15 protein-coding genes and 1 tRNA gene are annotated in these 18,154 nt (G+C 45.0%); 5 read left to right on the plus strand and 11 right to left on the minus strand.

Annotation, left to right across the window (positions count from 1 at the left end):
- The first annotated feature begins 2 nt into the window (after positions 1-2).
- The 3 genes from ACK8P8_RS03715 to ACK8P8_RS03725 all read left to right on the plus strand — a co-directional run bounded on the left by ACK8P8_RS03715 (position 3) and on the right by ACK8P8_RS03725 (position 4,516).
- Complete coding sequence (locus tag ACK8P8_RS03715; RefSeq protein WP_369859377.1) at positions 3-2,069, plus strand: leucine-rich repeat domain-containing protein; 2,067 nt, start codon at positions 3-5, stop codon at positions 2,067-2,069.
- A 108-nt stretch (positions 2,070-2,177) separates the two neighbouring features.
- Positions 2,178-3,266: a peroxiredoxin family protein gene (locus ACK8P8_RS03720; protein ID WP_369859376.1), complete on the plus strand. Its 1,089-nt coding sequence runs from the start codon at positions 2,178-2,180 to the stop codon at positions 3,264-3,266.
- On the plus strand, positions 3,263-4,516 hold the full coding sequence (locus ACK8P8_RS03725) for an amidohydrolase family protein (RefSeq protein WP_369859375.1): 1,254 nt from the start codon (positions 3,263-3,265) through the stop codon (positions 4,514-4,516). The genes ACK8P8_RS03720 and ACK8P8_RS03725 overlap by 4 nt, the downstream gene beginning before the upstream one ends.
- 133 nt (positions 4,517-4,649) lie before the next feature.
- Here ACK8P8_RS03725 and ACK8P8_RS03730 read toward each other — a convergent pair whose 3' ends face one another.
- Both ACK8P8_RS03730 and ACK8P8_RS03735 read right to left on the minus strand, forming a co-directional pair.
- Positions 4,650-5,291 carry a hypothetical protein gene (locus ACK8P8_RS03730; protein WP_369859374.1) on the minus strand — a complete coding sequence of 214 codons (642 nt, stop codon included), beginning with the start codon at positions 5,289-5,291 and terminating at the stop codon, positions 4,650-4,652.
- A gap of 108 nt (positions 5,292-5,399) precedes the next feature.
- A complete protein-coding gene (locus ACK8P8_RS03735) occupies positions 5,400-6,044 on the minus strand; it encodes a hypothetical protein (protein ID WP_369859373.1) in 645 nt (214 codons plus the stop codon).
- A 555-nt stretch (positions 6,045-6,599) separates the two neighbouring features.
- Here ACK8P8_RS03735 and ACK8P8_RS03740 point away from each other — a divergent pair.
- Positions 6,600-6,731: a hypothetical protein gene (locus ACK8P8_RS03740; protein ID WP_255301864.1), complete on the plus strand. Its 132-nt coding sequence runs from the start codon at positions 6,600-6,602 to the stop codon at positions 6,729-6,731.
- Between the two features lie 118 nt (positions 6,732-6,849).
- Here the strand turns inward: ACK8P8_RS03740 and ACK8P8_RS03745 are convergent, their stop codons facing one another.
- From ACK8P8_RS03745 to ACK8P8_RS03775, 7 genes are all read right to left on the minus strand, one after another.
- Entirely contained in the window at positions 6,850-7,794 is a 945-nt protein-coding gene (locus tag ACK8P8_RS03745; protein ID WP_369859372.1) for an Rpn family recombination-promoting nuclease/putative transposase, read from the minus strand.
- Between the two features lie 133 nt (positions 7,795-7,927).
- The gene (locus ACK8P8_RS03750; RefSeq protein ID WP_369859371.1) at positions 7,928-8,677 is read right to left on the minus strand and encodes a DUF5131 family protein; all 750 of its coding nucleotides are present in this window, start codon (positions 8,675-8,677) and stop codon (positions 7,928-7,930) included.
- 235 nt (positions 8,678-8,912) lie between these two features.
- Positions 8,913-9,869 carry a FimB/Mfa2 family fimbrial subunit gene (locus ACK8P8_RS03755; protein ID WP_369859370.1) on the minus strand — a complete coding sequence of 319 codons (957 nt, stop codon included), beginning with the start codon at positions 9,867-9,869 and terminating at the stop codon, positions 8,913-8,915.
- Positions 9,870-9,957: 88 nt separating this feature from the next.
- Positions 9,958-11,655, minus strand: a complete 1,698-nt coding sequence (locus ACK8P8_RS03760; protein ID WP_369859369.1) for an Mfa1 family fimbria major subunit — start codon at positions 11,653-11,655, stop codon at positions 9,958-9,960.
- A gap of 18 nt (positions 11,656-11,673) precedes the next feature.
- A complete protein-coding gene (locus tag ACK8P8_RS03765) occupies positions 11,674-13,191 on the minus strand; it encodes a DUF3868 domain-containing protein (protein ID WP_369859476.1) in 1,518 nt (505 codons plus the stop codon).
- 9 nt (positions 13,192-13,200) lie between these two features.
- Positions 13,201-13,776, minus strand: a complete 576-nt coding sequence (locus ACK8P8_RS03770; RefSeq protein WP_227216337.1) for a DUF3575 domain-containing protein — start codon at positions 13,774-13,776, stop codon at positions 13,201-13,203.
- A 32-nt stretch (positions 13,777-13,808) separates the two neighbouring features.
- The gene (locus ACK8P8_RS03775) at positions 13,809-14,891 is read right to left on the minus strand and encodes a FimB/Mfa2 family fimbrial subunit (protein ID WP_369859368.1); all 1,083 of its coding nucleotides are present in this window, start codon (positions 14,889-14,891) and stop codon (positions 13,809-13,811) included.
- Positions 14,892-15,352: 461 nt separating this feature from the next.
- On the opposite strand from ACK8P8_RS03775, the gene ACK8P8_RS03780 reads away from it, so the two are divergent.
- Positions 15,353-16,234 carry a helix-turn-helix domain-containing protein gene (locus ACK8P8_RS03780; RefSeq protein ID WP_369859367.1) on the plus strand — a complete coding sequence of 294 codons (882 nt, stop codon included), beginning with the start codon at positions 15,353-15,355 and terminating at the stop codon, positions 16,232-16,234.
- Positions 16,235-16,559: 325 nt separating this feature from the next.
- Here ACK8P8_RS03780 and ACK8P8_RS03785 read toward each other — a convergent pair whose 3' ends face one another.
- Complete coding sequence (locus ACK8P8_RS03785) at positions 16,560-17,864, minus strand: tyrosine-type recombinase/integrase (RefSeq protein WP_410025553.1); 1,305 nt, start codon at positions 17,862-17,864, stop codon at positions 16,560-16,562.
- Between the two features lie 213 nt (positions 17,865-18,077).
- Positions 18,078-18,152, minus strand: a tRNA-Val gene (locus tag ACK8P8_RS03790).
- Positions 18,153-18,154 lie beyond the last annotated feature (2 nt).

The raw sequence follows: 18,154 nt of genomic DNA on the forward strand, positions 1-18,154 counted from the left end.
TTATGAAACGATATATTATCAGTTGGATGCTATTGGGCATCATGTCGCTTTGGATATTTTCATCTTGTGAGGATTATAACTTCAAGGATATTCCCGACCCGGTTGTACCGGAAGACATGACTCCCGGGTTGAAATTGTTGAATAACGAGATTCTGATAGACGCTTTCGGGAATGCTCAAGGATTCGAGTTGCGTGCTATCGGGGGAAAGTGGAGTGTGGAGCCGGAGAAAGAAACACCTTGGCTGTTGGATTACGAGCCTAAATCAGGCGATGAGGGAAATGCCGTTGTTGGCGTAACGTTGAGAGTGAACGAGGGGATGGAGGAGCGTTTTTGTAAACTGATTGTTCGTCAAGAAAATACCGGGAAAGTTGACACTGTGTACGTGAAACAGTTTACCTACGAGTCGAAATATAACCGGAGAACCGATAGCTTGGCAATGCTTGCCGTGTATAAAGCGCTGAAGGGTGAGGACTGGATGAAGCCTTGGAATACGAAAAAACCGATGACCGAATGGACGGGCGTGATATTGGAAGAAATAGAAGGAGAACAACGGATAGTCGGCTTATCGTTGAATGATTTTAAATTGAGTGGAGATCTGGCTAACGAGATTGGGAATTTACGAGAATTGAGGTCTTTGAAAGTCGGGGGAATGGGAAAAGTGTACAAGTGCCCGAACAGTTTGATTAATTTGCGGAAATTGGAAACGCTGGACGTGAATTTCTCCGATGGAACGGAATGGTTCCTGCCGAATGATATGTCTTCCATGCTTTCATTAAAGGTGTTTAAACCTGCTGCATTGAAAGTACCGATAGAATCGTTTGCCGGGTTCTATACTTTGCCGGCATTGGAAGAATTAAATCTTTCCACGATGTATTTGATCGGGGATTTACCGACGGGGATTTCCAAGATGAAAAGTTTGAAGTCGTTGAGCCTTGCCGGAACGAATATTTATAGCTTGCCGGATGATATCGGAGAATTGGCAGAGAATCTTACCGCGTTGGATTTGAGAGGGTGTCAATCTTTGGCTTCTTTAGGAACAAGTTTTAGTAAGTTGGTGAATTTGACAAGTTTGACTTTATCCGGTTGTAAAGTATTGAAAGAGCTGCCCGAAGGTTTTGGTAATTTGAGTAAATTGACAACATTGGATTTATCCAATTGCGAGTGGTTGGAGCGCCTGTCAAGTGATTTCGGGAATCTGCAGATAAGTAGCTTGACTTTAAGAGGTTGTAAATTATTGAAAGAGATTCCGGAAAGTTTTGGCAATCTGACTAAATTGACGTCGTTGAATTTCTATGAATGTACTTCTTTGGAGGCTTTGCCGGAGAGTATCGGTAGTTTAACCGGGGTGACATCAATTGATTTGAGCCATTGTGAGGCATTAACTTCTTTGCCGGACGGAATCGGACAAATGACAGGTTTGAAAAAGCTGACTATGCCTTATACGGGGTTGACGCAATTGCCTGCCGTGATATCTACTTTATCCGGTTTAGAGGAGTTGAATCTAACGGGAGCGTCCGGAAAGTCCGGTATCCAAGGTGTAGCTGCTGATGTTTTCTTCGGGTTGACGAAGTTGAAGAAACTGGAAGCAAGTTATAATTCATTCTCGGGTAATCTTTCTTGGTTAAGGAACTTGCCGGAATTGCAGACTTTGAGATTGGAGAATAATCAACTGTCCGGAGAGATTAATTTGAGCGAGTTCAGTCCGGCTTTAACGGATGTTTATCTTGCAAACAATCAGTTGGAAGGAACTTTGAATGGTATTTCTACTATGACGAAGTTACGGAATTTGTATATAAACAATAACTTGCTGTCCGGAACATTACCCGCCGAGTTGGGAGATTGTACCGCGTTGAGTTATTTGATGTTAAATGACAATAATATCACCGGAACGATTCCTGTTGAATTGGCGAAGATGAACTTGGGATACGGCGGATTGAAATTGATAAATAACAGGATGACGGGAGAAATTCCCGCCGAGGTTTTATCATCTGCCGTGTGGAAAAAGTTATACCCGGAAACTAACATCTACAAGCAACAAGATGGTTACGGCTTCACGAATGTGCCGTAAATTGTTTTAGTATATGTATATTTAGGAGGATAGTCAAAAGTCTGTAAGGTCAGAGTTTGCTACTGGCCTTATGGACACTCCTTTTTGAATTAATCAAATCAATTTGTTATGGGGAGATTAGTGTATTTCGGATTCTTGTTCGTTTTGTTGGGGTGTAAACAGGAATCCGTACAGATATCGGGTGAGATCGAGAAACAATGGAGAAGTGATAGTGTTGAAATCACGATGCCCGATGCCCGACGGGGAGAATATTTGATCGTGGCTCCCATTCGGGAGGACGGAACGTTCTCGTTAGCGGGGAATATTCCGTTGAAAAAGGTCGTGTTGATAAACTTCCCGAAGGATTATCTTCGGATACCGTTGTACACGGAAGAGATACGTTACGTGCTGGTCGAATCGAACGAGCGGTATTACGCGCTTTCGGAAGGGGCATCCTTGCAGAACGAATACGTGGAATTGCAAAAGAAACTGGATGAGTTGAATCGGGATTACGAGAATTCATGCCAAGGATACGATACGATTACCGATATTCACCGGAAAGCAATGCTCTCGGAAATGCTGGATAAAAAGTTCAAGTACAAAAATAATGTATTGCTGGAAGGAGTACGGAGATTCGCGGGAACAGAGATTGCCCAAAATCTGGTACATGACATTCTTTTTTATTGTGAGGTGGATTTCGAGTTTTTTACCCGGGCGGTAGAGGCATTGGGGAATGGCGGACCGGAAAGTGATATGCGGGAACGTATTTTTGAGTTGTACGAGAAAATGAAAGCGAAGCAGTTGACAGGGAAAGCACCTGAATTTGAATTGCCCGACGCGGAAGGGCAGAAAATACGATTGGCGGCTTTCCGGGGAAAATACGTGTTGTTGGACTTCTGGGCTTCGTGGTGTGCGCCATGTAGAAAAAAGAATAAAGAATTGAATAAGCAATACCCGGAATTACGGGAAGTCGGGCTAGAGGTAATTTCAGTGTCGTTGGATAGCAAGAAAGAGCTTTGGTTGCAGGCTTTGAAAGAAGATGGGGTATCGTGGGTACAGCTGATAGATAGTGACGGTTTCGAGAATAGTCGGGTGCGTGACGCTTATAAGGTAGAGCAGGTTCCGACGGTTTACCTGATAGATCCGGAGGGGAATATCGTGTTGAAGAATCCCGATTTGGAACAAATCCGAAAAATCATAAAAGAGAAAAAATCATGAGAAAGATATGTGGCTTGTTTGCCGTACTGTTTGTGTTGTGGCTGAACGGGACGGCTCAAGAGAAAGCGATTATTTTGAAAAACACGAATGTTGTCGATGTTGTGGAGGGAAATATCCGTGAGGGTGTTGATGTCGTGGTGAAAGGCGGGTATATTCAAGCTGTCGGGAAGAACGCGGGGAACGGGATTGACGGGAAAGTGAAGGATATGACAGGAAAGTACGTGATGCCGGGATTGATAGATGCTCACGTGCATATTGCCAATGATCCCAAGGAAACACAGGCAGACCGGGCAAAACATCTGGAATATTTTTTGCGTCACGGTATAACTTCTATCCGGGATGCTGCCGGGGATGCCCGTGTGTTAAAAGATTTAAAGGAAGGCGTGGAGCAAGGGAAATATATAGGACCGGACATTTATTATGCAGCCTTCATGGCGGGTCCCGCCTATTTCGAGGGTAACGATCGGGAGAAAAGTATGGTGGAAGGATGGGCAGAGCCCTTCGCCCCGTGGATGCAATGCCTCCGTCCCGGTGACGATTTGGATAAAGTCATGCGGGAAGCAAAAGAGTGGGGGTGCACGGGAGTGAAGATTTACGGTGGATTCGACCGGGAGGCTTTGTTGCCGATAGTGCGGAAAGCCAAGGAACACGGGTTGCAAGTATGGGGACACGCCACGTTGTTTCCCGCTAAACCGTGGGATGTGGCAGATGCCGGGGTGCAGGTGATCTCTCACGCGTATATGTTGGAATGGGAAGGCGTTTCGGAAGGGTTGAGCGATAAAATATTCGAGAATTACGAGAAATATTACGATAAGATCGACCACGAGAATATGTCCGTGGAGCGTTTCTTGCAGACGGTGAAAGCGAAAGGATTGGTTTTCGACCCGACTCTTTTCCTGTGCATGGAGAACGGTATGGATTGGTCGGTACGTTTTGTAAAGAGGGCACGCCAAATCGGCGTGAAGATTTGCGCCGGAACAGACTATATCAACGATTTGAACCGCCCCTTTCCTTTTCTGTTCGACGAACTTGATCTTTACGTGGAGAAATGTGATTTCTATCCCATGGAAGCAATTTTTTCTGTCACGAGAGTCGCCGCGGAAGTGCTGGGCATCGCCGATAAAGCGGGAGCGGTGGAAACCGGAATGCAAGCGGATTTACTCGTGCTGAACGGCAACCCGTATGATAATATCAAGGAGTTGCGGAATATTCAGATGGTGATGAAGCGGGGAAAAATTCTCGGAGAGTGAAAGTTACAAAACATGAAATGATGAGGAAAGTTATTTTGTCGCTTTGTTCTTTATATCTTGCCTCCTGTGCCTGTTATCACGAGGATATACGTCGGGAAGGGGGAGAGGAGGCATTAAATCCCACGTCTTGCGTCTATGATTTGTGCCTCACCTCGATGAAAATACTCCGGGAAGCCCTGTCGTTGACGGAGGAGTGGGCGAAAGCATAGGCGAGCGTGTTCCCGGGGGTAAATTTCTTGTGCAGCGGGAATGCCGTTTCTCCGGGCGTTCCCCGTTTGCCTAGGGGGTAAACACGGGATTTTTGTGTTGCCGTGTCGAAGAGAACGAGGGTGATGTCATCCGCGTCTTTTGCCACGGGCGAAAGGGTTTGCCGTTGCCATTTCACGTGAACTTCCCGGTGCTCGTGATGTATGGTTACTTCCACCGCGGGAGGTGTCAGGTTCCCTTTGGAGAAAGTGAGGCGTTCCCGGTGTACCGTGGCGGCGAGCGTTTCCTCGTCGATTTCCACGCTTTTCTGGTTCATCCCGATGAAGAGGGTGCGGGCTTCGGAATATGATTTTCCCGGGAAGCCGGCCTGAACTGCCGGGCAAAAATAGCGTGCCAGTGCGGACAAGATGCTGAAGCGAGCCTGTTGCACTCGTTGCGCGGTGCTTTGCTTCTTGCTTTTGAAGCTGATTTTAGCTTTTACCACGTTCCGGTTCCTGAAGCGGCACATGGTGACGTTACCTACCGAACCCGAGGCGTTATCGAAAAGATGTGAATCAAATATTGCCATAAGATTATGTTTTAAGTTTGAAAAAAAGGTGTGATTGTCATCCGGCAGTCCGTCCTGCAAGCGGACTGCCGGATGATTGAGTCTTTGTCGTGTTTCGTCGGGAACGGGTTATTCCAGTTTCACGTTGAAATACACGTTGTTCGTGAAGGCGTCTCTTGCCTCGTTCGTGAAGAAGGCGTAGACGTAGGCTTTTCCGGCGCCCGCTTTGGCGAGCGGAATGGTTGCAGTTCCGTCGAGGCGGGTGATGCCCGTGTTCTCGATAATTTCCACGCGAAAGGGTTCGTCGTCATAGATCACGGCGAGCATGAACGTGTCCTTGTTTCTCTGGCGGCTGACCCACGGGGAGGCTTCCCACGTGATGGAAAGCACGCCTGCCGGGGCTTCCTGTTGCTGCATCCGGAAAGGAACCTGAAGGGCTCCCGGTACCAGCGTCAGCAGTCTGAAATCTCCCACGGTGTAATCCGTGTTGTACGCTTTGATGTTTTCCTTGAGGAATAGGTTGTACCCCGAGATCACCTCTCGGCGGGTAGCTTCCATGCGCCACGCGTGATAAAGAAATGTTTCCTTTATCGTTTGGTAATGAGTGACGGCTGCCGCGAGTCGTGCGTTTTGGACTTTCCGCGAGGGAGAGTCCGCGTTTCCGTCGTACGAGGGCAATGCTCTCCCGTACGTTTTTTTGCCTTTTTGGAATATCACCATCCCTTGGTAACGCCCGTGGGCGCCGAGAAGTGCTCCTGATTTAATTTCTACCATGGTTGTTAAATTTTAAATGTAACCTAATACCCTACCGTTCTGTCCCGCTTGCTTTTTCGCAAGTAAATCAAAGGTACTGCCGACGGGAGCCTTTGTCAAGCCAAATAAGATTAATGTTTGTTAAAACGTGGGCGAAGAGTGGGCGAGGAGTAGGTGAATAGTGGGCGACGTCGCCTATTTGTCAGCCAACTGTCGCCTTTTAATCGCTTAACAGTATAGGAAAACCCCGGTTTGTCGGGGAAATAAGGGGAGTAAATACCTGAAAATATTCGATATTTAAAGTATTTAGAGGTGTGTTGTACTTTTTATGAATTTATTTATATCTTTGTCACACGAGCGATGGAGATTTCGCTCGATAGAGTTTAGAACTTTTAAATGTACTAAGACCAAAAATCATCTCCACCGCTGGAAACGAAAAGGTGATCTTTTGGGGACGGAGTGCGTATATATAAAAATTTACGCACCCGTCTTAGTTTTACATCCTCTTTCGTTTCCAGCGGTGGGAGGTGTATGCTAAGATTGGGTGCGTTTTTTTTATGCTCAAAATATTTAGTAATGATAGTTTTTGATCTGATTGTCTGTGATGTACGAGTGGTGTTGTACAAGCAAGACAGCGACCGCCAAATGCAACCAATTCAATTCAAGACGGCGGCGGGGGGAAGGTGGACACTTCCCCCCTTTCTTTAAGTGGCTAATGTTGATAAGTTAATTCGTGAAGCTCTCTCGTCGAGTGTATAGTATAAAAATAATCTTGATTGCATTACCCGTCTCCAAAAACGAATCAAATATGTAAATCATTTTTTGATTACAATTTTTCAATTTCTTCTCTCGTGAGTCCCGTGAGTTTTGCAATATCCTCGACCGACATACCCATTTTCATGGCTTGTCCTGCCATTTTGATCCGTTCTCTCATTTCTCCTTCTGCTAATCCTTCCGTGCGTCCTTCTGCTAATCCTTCCGTGCGTCCTTCCGCTAATCCTTTCGCCCGTCCCTCGGTAAATCCCTCTGTGAGTCCTTCCAGTTTAGCTGTATTCAATACATCGTTTTGGATCATAATGGCATCGATATGACGATCGTAAGCCTCCCGTTCGGCTGCATCCATGTTGTAGTAGACTAGTTTTCGGCGGGCTTCTTCCAATCCCGGGGCTTTCGTGTCCGGGCGGATGTATCCGCTCTTGAGGTAATCGATCCACTCTTCCAAGGGGGTTACTGCAACTTTATCAAATTCATTTACCCGAATTAAAAAATACTCGGGGAAGATTTCTGCCGGAAGTCTTCGCACCAAGGCATTTTTTTCTTTTGACGTTACTTGTAAGAAATCCCCCGTGTGTACCCCGGTGAAGATGTTTTGCCCGTGATACAGGTAGTCATCTCCTTTCCCGATGTCGAAATAAAGTATGCTGACCGAGTATACCTTTTTTACTTCCGAGTAGATGTGTCCAAGTTCTATGTGTTCGGTGATGGCTTTTGCCACACCGTACAGGATTCGTTCCAAGTAATACAGTTCCCGTGTGATTTGTACTTCGATGATGATAATATCGTCGTCCCGATCCCGAGCCTTGATGTCTACACGGTTGAACTTGTCGTCTTCGTTCTGCTGGTTTCCCTCGCTCTCCAAAATATCGAGAATGTGTATCTCCTTGTTGAGTAACACGGTCAGAAAACCTTCCAGCACCCCGAAATTTGCCTTGTTGCGCAGCAATCGCTTGATTGCCCAGTCGAAACGGATATACCTGTCTTTGTTGCCCATGGCGTTAATGCATTTGATGTTTTACAAAGTTAAGGTTTTCTTTTTGAAAAATATAGATTGGGAGTGGGTAACTTATTTATCACGTTGTCTTTTTTTGTTTTTCTGAAGTTAGTTCCCGCACTGGCTCGTGTCCCTATTCCGCACTGAAGTTTATTCCCGCTTTTCGGGCTTGGGAATGTTGTTGGCGGTAGTTGATGGAGTATAATTTCCCGTCTTTCATGAATTTGGCTCCGGTTTGTTTGAACCAGAACGAAACATTTTGCTCCGCGCATATATCGTGTAGTGCCATTATCCAATCGAAATCGCAGGGACGGGCTTCGTTGCCGGATTCCCCACCCGCTACAACCTGCTCGATCCATGAGCCGATATTGTATGGTGTCAGGTCGATTCGTTCCAAGAGTGGTTCACAGATAATGATTTTGTGTTTTATCGGGGCGGTTTTGTAGATTGGTAAACGGTAATCCGCCCTGTCCTGATTTTCGACAGTGCAACAGATGGTTACATGATCGTATCCGTCGCCCCAATCATCGGGCAGGGATGCTTGCAAACGGTCGATGCGTTTGGTTATGATCATAAAGTTTAAATCACCCCGGGTTCGTATCATTTCCCACGCTTCGGCACGCCATTCGTCGGCATCTTCGAGGAAGAAATCCGACGTGAAACAAGTGTAAACCAGCGTTCCCGGGGGAATTTTATACTCTCCGTTTCGTTTTTTCAAGGTGGGTAAGTCAAAGCTCTTGGTTTTGGTGACGATGCTGCTGTCTATACCTCGTTTCGAGTCGCCCCGGTAAACATAGCAATGCTTGCATCCCGCGCTCAGTTTATGACAGCCATGCCACGGGTTCCACATTTTTGATTTCGATTCGATAGCGTTCTTTGTCATTTGTCCGATTTTTATGTATTCTTGCCGTCATGCTGAGCCATTATATGTTTTTATTGTTGTACAAGCTGATACATGATGCAAAAGTAATCATTAAAAACGGAAGATTGTGTCTTCGAAGGTGTGTAAATCTAAATTGAACTCTTGGAATATACGCGGGTTTAAGATTGATGGAGTATCTTGAAAAGTAGGAGGGAGATATTCCTTGCCTTTTGGTTTTTTTGGCGGAAGTATACCCTTAGAGTTCATCAATTTCTTCTTGAGAATACCAAGTCCAGCCATTGATGTTGATTTTTACTGCTACCCATGAAGCGTTGAGGTAGAAAACGATATGCCACGCGTCTTGACGGTCAAAGTATTCCTGTGTATCCCATGTGTTTCCGGGCTCCTGTGTCTTGGCGAAATAATCGGAAAGACTGACATTAAACACCTTCTCGCCAGTCGCTTTCTCTGTCACGACAAGGCGGTTTTGCCGTTCTTTCATCAATCGCATGGTATTCAATCCCAATCTCACGGCAGAAGTGCTCATTTGCTCCTTGTAATAAGGATGATAGCTAAGCACGTCGTCCTCCTTCAATTGATTCAGATGATTCATATACCCGTTCGATTCTATGATTTCGTACTCGTAGTCGTTCAAGTTCAACGGATCGTCGTTCGAGAGGAACTGGAAGATAAACGATATTTTATTCGTGTTTTTTATCAAGTTAATTGTTTCCACTTGGTTTGTTTCTCCCGTGAAATGAACATCCATGATTTCCCCGTACCAAAGCGGTTCCAATTCTTTGTCTATCACGAGAGAAGCTTCCCGTTTTAATTTTAACTCCAATGTCGAGATTAACGCTCCCGGAGCTAACTCGGGAAGGTCGTATGAATCGTGAACACCGGCCCAAGCCATCAGTTTGTATTCTCCGACAGGTAGTTCCACGTTCATCAGGTAGTTCCCCGTTGTCAATGGTTCCCCTTCTTCTGCTTGTTGGAAAAGGAATTTACCATCTTTGTCAAAAACATAAAGCTCCACTTTATCTACTTGCTTGTGGAAAGAGCAAACAGATTGCATATTGTAGTCATACTTGAACTTGACGAACAAACGACATTCCGGTAAGCTTTCATTAAAGGCATCGCAGGACATGAGTATCCCGGAACTAATCATCAGGATTCCGAGAATAAATAAGTTTATATGACTTCCGAGCTTCATATCTTTCTTTTTTAATATATTTTCTCTATTTCAAAAGGAGTAAATTCGTGGGGAGCGCTCCCCACGAATGACAGGTCATCAGATTTAATTATAATTCTAACGATTGGCTATACCAAGTCCAAGGATTAATATCAATCTTGACAGACAAGTTTACTGCTTCGCTTTCGTCCGGGATACCGGGATTCGGGTCTGGTATCGTCGGGTAGCCCGGGTTATTTACTTTGGTTATTCTTATATCATAAACAGAGTTACGAACGACGCCGAATTCTCCGAGTTCATTATCCGCGTCTTCCGTGTCATCATGTTTGATCATGATCGGGTAATAACTCACACCGCCTTTATAGTAAGTTATACTCCCGTGACGGGCTGCACCGTGAGTCTTTACAGCATCTTTATGAGCTTTGAAAGCGTCAACAACTTGATTAATTTGAGTCCACTCGTTTCCATCGCTGGCAGGGATATCTACTTCGGTCAACCCGATGGCTTTCAAATAAGCGTTCAACGCGTTGGCGATAGGCGTATTAATCATATCTGCATTTTCATCGAGATATTTACTTTCCATCTCTTTCTCGATATACAGCATCAATAATCCCCATGTATAGAAACCTCCGTCGTACATGATCCAATCTTCTCCACGTCTTAAAGCACCATCGTCAACAATATAACCTCCTCCTTCATCGTCCGTTTCTGTATACAAACCTTCACCGTTGGGCAATTCCATACCATGCGGAGAGAAAACAACTTTAAATAATACTTGTGTCGTGTAAGCCCACATGTTATGTGTTTTCGTCTGGGTGTTTTCCAAACAATATTCGCACTCCTCGTTCCCTACGTTTGCCGATTTCCAAGGAATAGTATTAGCCACCTCGGCTGCGTTATAATAATAATGATACTGTTTATCATAGTCGGACTTATTTACGGTCGGATCAGCCTGTGTATCATAATTGGGATCTTTCCTGTAAGAACCGAGTTCGTATTGATCGTAAGGAGATTCGTATAAGTTATTATTATCTTCAGCCCATGTTGGGGTTCGTTGTGACACGGGGAAATACCATTTATTCGTCACGTTCAAAACCCATTCCGGCTGATAGATTTCAGCATAATCACTAACATTAGGTGAAGTCGTGTTGGGGTCATGAGCACGGGTCGGTATCATTTCTGCTTCCAAGCGTACCCTTACTTTTGACACAACCCGGTCTACACGAATCGATAAAGGTCGTGCTTGGGCTTTTTCAGCCGAATTGTAAAGGACTAAGTCTTTATCACTTCCATACTCGTATGAAGGCTCCAAACCACCTTTGGCATTCGTCATCATAAACTTATCTGTGGTAGATACATTGTTGACATTAAGTTCGTTAAGAGCCTCGTTAAAGGTTGCGAAATCTGTAAAACTCCCTTTTGCAGGCAAATTGTCAGCCGGATTGGCAATGATTAAAATTCTTTTGGATTTCGCGGGGACTTTAAATGCTTTTCCGGAATTGCCTTGCGTTTGTCCGGGTTTTCCGGCTTCTTCGGTAGACAGTATTTTATCCTCTGTCACTTTTTCATCTTCATCAAAGAATATCGCCCGGACTTCTTCCACGTTGGTTTCAGCCTTGGTACCCGTTTGCTGATTCGGGTCATGCAACGCTCTTCCCTGCGATTTGCTCGCGATGCTTACAGACACCCAAGCATCACCGGTCAGACTCGTCACGATGCCATCGTCATCATCCACGTTAACCTGATCTTTACTACACGCGGCAAACAACAATATTAGTGCTGCTGCCCAAAAATACATTTTCTTCATCGTTACAAAATTTAATTATTACTGATTGGTTTGTTTGTGATTCACTCTTGAATTTATTTCAATAGCATTCATTCTTTTCTTTTCAAGTTCTTTCATATTCTTACCAGCGACTTCAAGTCCGGCATTCATGGCTGTCTGAAGGTATTGTGCGGCTGTAACATAATCCCCTTTGAGAAGCGCCAGTACTCCCGCCGCGTTAGCGTACTCCGGCAATTCTTTTTGTTTCACCTGTTCCATGTGACGCCCCGCTGTTATCGTGTCTCCGCGAGAAAGGGCAGCGGCTGCCGCGTTCAGGCGGGCTATATCGTCCTCCGGGAATAATCGCACGGCCGTTTCGAACACATCTATAAATTCTTGAGACCCGTTCGGGTAGGTGTTCGCCACCAGATACATTTCATTCAGACTCAAGTTCTGCGGGCGTACCTTGATCACTTCCCGGGCCTCTTCAGCATTGAAATTCTTGACATGATATTCCACTTTACAAATCGCCACACGCAAAGAAGGGTAAATATTCCGGAGCAAATAACGATAAGGTTCTCCGCCGTGCAAACTCTTCAAACGGTTCTTTCTTTCCTGCCCGTCATAGAAATTGATAACGGTTTCTACTTCACTCTTGTATTCCACGTGCAGGCCCGCTAACGCTTTTCTTAACCCATCCCAGTTTTCACCACCGAAAACAATATGGTAAAGGGAAGTCGGGAACGTGTAACGACTTGCCAGATAATTTTTTAATGCCAATGCCCGTCCCTCGGATAAACGTTTATTATTGGCGAGAGATCCCTCCGGTGAAGCGTAGCCGATGATATCCAAGCGGTTGATCGTGATATTCGTATCAACACGTAGTTCATCGATCAAGGCATGAATCTTTGCCAGTTCCTTGGGATTGTTCATGTAATCCGGACGAATCACGATTTGATTCACCACAAAATCGAGGAACGTTTCTGCCTGTTTTTCGCGGTGCTTGACCGGTTCCGGAACCGGTTGGACGTACACCATATAGGGAGTCACTTGATAAGGTACGGGTATCACTTCCAAAGTTACCGTATCCACGTCCACTATATCCATCAAGGCGATCTCGCCACACCCGCATTCATCGCGTTGAACCACCAGACGGGCTCCGGCCATCCATGACTCGTAAGGTAACGTGTATCTGTATTGAATTGTACGGTTTTCAACCTTAACACTTTTTTCTACCCGGTAAGGAACGAGATAAGCGGCCTGTTCGGCTTTACTCATCAGAGATCGTACACGCTCGTAATTCGAATACTCGTTACGTCCTTTGAGAGAAACACGCGGTAGTTCCAGCGTATCGGTGGACGACACCAGTCGCGGGATCAAATCCACGGCTCCCGCCGACCGAACTTTAACATGGTTGAGGATAAACTCCATTTCCACGTGTAGCGTTTCTCCGGACTGTAACACTCGTACCGGGGCAACTTTTATCGTCCCGTTATAGGAGGGTTTTGACTGGGCAACGGTAGTTAAAGTTCCAGACAGGAAAACTACTGCCGCGAAGGTTATATATCGTGTAATCATTCTCATGCTTTATTTTATTAAGTAGATTAATGAAATGCCAACTTTCGTGGGACCCCAATAGTTTTTGTTACCTGACTTAATCATTGAACCACATTCCGCGCAAGGATATTTGTCGTAAACGACACGAGCGTATCCCAACCCGACGGTAGCCTCGAGTCCCCAGCGTTTTTTTAGAATCCACGCGTGTCCCACTGAAACTCCGGCCCCGTAAAGATGCCCCTCGTAACGGTTCTGTCGCATATTCTTGCTGATAAAAGACCAATCGGGGAAACCTCCTGCATTAAAGTCCGCGTAATGCCCGTGTAGCCCGACAAACGTGCGCCGGAAGCGTTCGCAGAACCAGTAACGAATCTCCGGTTGAATGCCCCAATGCCGCAAACGTGTACCGTCACTGAATTTCCACGGGTTATAGTTCACCGGAATATCCAATGTCCATTTCCGGGCAAAACCATACTCCAACCCAAGATTAAACGTTGTGGTCGCATCATATAGCAAGTTACTTTTTATACCGATTTTCTGGGCTTGCACCTTCGGTAGCACGCAACAGGTTAGCAAAACAATAAGTATCAGTTGTACTTTCTTCATTATTCTTCATTTATCATTAATCTATATCCAATCTATTCGTGTCTTATCGCTGCCCGCGTTATATGAAACTTTATTTTTTGAGTTTTTCCTTCTTGGGTTGAGACGTATGCATTTCTCACGGTATCCGAATCGTTATCCCCGTTCCGCGAGATCCGCTCTTCCTCCTCGTGTGCGATATCCGATTTATTGATAACCTTAATTACACCTGTAAGCGAGAGGCGTGAATTTAAAGGTAGCGTGTAGTTGTTCTTCGTATCACCATTCACGCTTTCTGTTTCGCTCTTCAGTTTACAGGAAAGGCTATTGCGGCCATTCATGTCTATCGTCAATTCAAAAGCCTTGGTAGCGTCGTCTACCGGGGTAAAATTGTTGAAAGGAAGGATAAAGCGGGTGATTTTCTTTACCCACGCGATTCCACGCTCTTTTTGTTCTTCGGTTATTGCATCTGAGTTATCGTTCAATGTATATTTACGGGTTTTAGTTCTATTGATAGTCCCGTTATCGTCCGACATCAATTTGATTCCGTCCGGAATACCGGAAAAAGTAATTCCGGTAAAATAATTTGTCATGTCTTCCTCTGCTTCCAACACGATATCCACCCGTGAAGCAAGCCTCTTGAGTTTAAGTGATAATGAGTTTTGTTCAAGATGTTCGTCGACCTTCGCCTTACCCCGCTCGGCGAGGATTTCAATATTTTTTATTTCTTGAAGCATCGGAATCGGAACGTCCGAATGAAAAACCGATTCCGGATACGTGATGTTGTCCAAATCGGTATAAGTGTGTACCTGCTTCAATGCATTCTGAACATCCTTTAATGTCGGTTCGTTAGCTAAAAACACGAAATTATATATACCGTCATTTATGGGATGTTGAATCGGTTCATCCAAAGTCGTATTATATAATACATTACTCGCGCATTGTCCGTTTACACGGAAAGCAAGTATTCGAAGAGTCTTTATTTCGTTGTCCAACGGATCTGTGTCTCGCGAATCACCTCCTCGTACGAGTAGATATGCCGTCGCTTCATCCGTCTCTTCCGGGTTCAAGCGTTCGCCTATGCATGAAGCAAACAAGCATAATATACTGATAAAAAGGATGGATGTTTTTTTATTCATTCGCTCCGTGTAAATTGATTTGATGCCCCAATTAATCCATTTATAATAAATGTTTTATCCTATCTTTATATTGTAAGATATCACTTGTTGTTCCAAGACTTCGGCTACGTTTTCCCAAGAGATTCAAATTAGCCTGATAGTTACCTGAAATAATCTTCATACTTGTTATGTATTTTATTTTACCATTTCCTTGACTTCAATTCTTCTGACACTTTGCAAATGTCAGACGGCGATATGGGACTGGAGGTTATTGCTTGTTTTAAATTGGTTACACGTTTTTATATTTAACGAAAACGGCGGAAGTCCATTTTTGGTAAAACAGGACACGGTGTCTTCCCGGTAAACAGGCGGGTAAAATCTTTTACCGGGCACGAGGAGATGAGGATTTACAACAAGTCATCACCGCGTTCCAGTACCTGAAAAAATGAAACATTAGTAAAACACCTGTTTATTAAATGATTATGGAGATAGTGAATAGACATGAACACGAGCGGTGCCGTTACTTTGACAAGCCGGACAAGGCTGGAAAACCGGTCATAGAACTGGTGAAAATCGCGAAAGAGGATGAAGGAGACTGGCGTGTATCGAGTAACGAAATCGTCTTTTTCATGGAAGGACGGGTGCGGTTCGTTTCCGGTAACCTTCCTTTCGAGGGAATGAAAGGACAAATGTTGTTTCTGCCCGCGGGTAGACGCTACTCGTTCCGGGCGTTACAACCCGCGGAAGTGATAATATTCCGGGTGCTTGTCCCGGCTCGTTTGTGTGATAATTTCTCGCTGGAAAAACTATACGCGACCGAGAGGAAAGTCAAGGGTAATCGTAAACGGGCGACGCGCGATTATAGCGTTTTGGAGATAAACGCCCGCGTGTCGCATTTACTGGACAGGGTTCGGGACAGCCTGTCGGACGGGATCAAGTGTCGGGGGTATTTTGATTTGAAAATCAAGGAGTTTTTCCTGCTGCTTAGGGTATATTACTCGCGAGAGGAGATACACGATTTTTTCTATCTCGTGCTTAGTAAGGACACGATTTTTTCAGAACAGGTTCGGTTACACTGTCACGGGTGCCGGAGCGTGGAAGAAATGGCGTTGGCAATGCACTTGACGCCCCGGCAGTTCATGTCGAGATTCAAGTCCGTGTTCGGGCAGACCCCTTACAAGTGGGTGAAAGAGGAACGAGCCAATATTGTCCGGCAGCAATTGCTGTCGACGAGGAAACTCGTGAAACAGATCGCTTTTGAAAACGGGTTCAACAACGTGTCACAGTTAACGAGGTTCTGCAAAACGGAAATTGGCAATACCCCGACGGGTATAAGGGCGACAAATCATACTGATGGGCAATAATTGTAAACAAATATGTATTTTTTGATAACTATTAAATGAAATTTTAAGTTTATATTTGCAGTCGGATTATGATATACTTTGCTTCAATTCTTCTGACACTTGCAAAGTGTCAGAAGTGGCATGTCAATACTTTTCATGAGACAAATGTAGGTATTTTTTTTGTTTTTTTTATCCTACTCGGTTAATTTAATATTCGGAATCGCTTGAATATGAATATTTCTCATCCGGTTCTTTCCGGTAATTTTTTTTTAGCAACACTCTTCCCGCCCGTCGGTATTCCCGGCAGGGACGATAGTTTTTAACATGTGATGAGCCTTGTTTTCCGCTATACCCGCGTCATCGAGGGCGCATTGATCCGGTGACTGTTTATCGCCAGTGCGATAAGGTCATTTGCCTCGTCAAGCACGGAATTGTTCAGTCCTGCCAGATAGATAAGCGTGGTGTTTTCTGATGTGTGCCCCAGTCCTTCCCCGATGACGGTAGTTGGCAAATGTATCGATTTCCCCACGTTAGCCCATGTATGGCGTGCCCAGTGGGTACTGATTTTTTTGTGAATCCCGGCCAGTGCAGCCAGTTTTTTCAGCCTGTTGTTTTGTGCCCTCGTGGCGCTTTCATATTGCAAGAAAGCTGATTTTCTCGTGTCTCGAATAACCGGGAAGACGTAAGGAGAACCGACAGTTTCTTCTTTAAAGCTGTCGATAATAGTTTGCATCCAAGGTGTGATGCGGACTTCAATTTGTTGCCCGGTTTTCTTACGGGTGTAGCGAATAAAACCGCTCTCGATGTTCGTTTTTTTCAAGTATACCATGTCCACGAAGCACATGCCCCTTGCGTGGAGACAGAAACTGAAATAACGAAGGCTCGTGGACAACCGTTTCAAGTAAGCTTGCTGGCTACTACCCATCCCCTTCTTTTTTGCTAGTCCATCAAGATCCAAATCAAGCAGCTTCCGGGTTTCATCAAGCGAGAGCGTTCGTTTCATGGTTTTTACCACGCCGGTAAAAACCATGGCGAAAGGATGCTCGTTTTTCCGTGAAACGATCAATTTATCGGCCACGGCTTTATTAAATATTGCCCGAAGGTTCCGCGTGTAATACGAGATAGTATTGGGTAGTCTCTCTTTTTCTCTAAGGTGAGTTTCAAAATCCTTGATTAAGCGGGAATTGATCTTGTCGAGTGACATGTTTTCATCTCCACTGAAACGAATCAGTCCGCGGGTAACGGTGAGGTAAGCCCGTGCTGTTCGTTTCTGCCCGCGGTTTTCCATGACCTTGACCAAGCTTTTAACATACCCGAGCAATGTATATTTTCTATTTTTCCGGTAGTATATTTTCAGCAGGTCATCAAGAGTGTAACGCCCCTTATCCTCGAGAGCCAGAATGAAACCGTAGATGAGGTTGGTTTCGTTATTTATCCTTGTTTCTACTTTTTCTAGGTATGTCACTCGTCCGGGATTGTCTTTCGGGAATACAACGGTTTGTGATGCTTTGTCCCATTCATCCGGGTAAAGTCGACATCCTTTCAATGTTATCGTTTTGACTTGCCTGTCGTGAATTAGGCGCAGAGCTAGGTTTCCCGGATGATATCCCTCTTTTGTCGAGGTTCGGTATACTAAATTTATACTTGCCATGTTTCTTCATTTTTTAATTTAGCACAAAATTACTTTACCGAACAACAAAAAACGAGATACCCGAGCGGCAGTACCCTCTCTTTTTGATGAAGATGCACAAATTGCAAACATTTTGTCGTTTTTTGTAAACAGATTGGCGAGGGATACCGGAGGGTGAATCTGTATGTGAGAAAATGGGGGAAATAAAAAAGAGGTTCATTATGAACCTCTTTGTGGGCGCTGAGGGATTCGAACCCCCGACCCTCTGGGTGTAAACCAGATGCTCTGAACCAGCTGAGCTAAGCGCCCGT

Source organism: Butyricimonas muris (assembly GCF_046365375.1).
Classification (GTDB): Bacteria; Bacteroidota; Bacteroidia; order Bacteroidales; family Marinifilaceae; genus Butyricimonas; species Butyricimonas muris.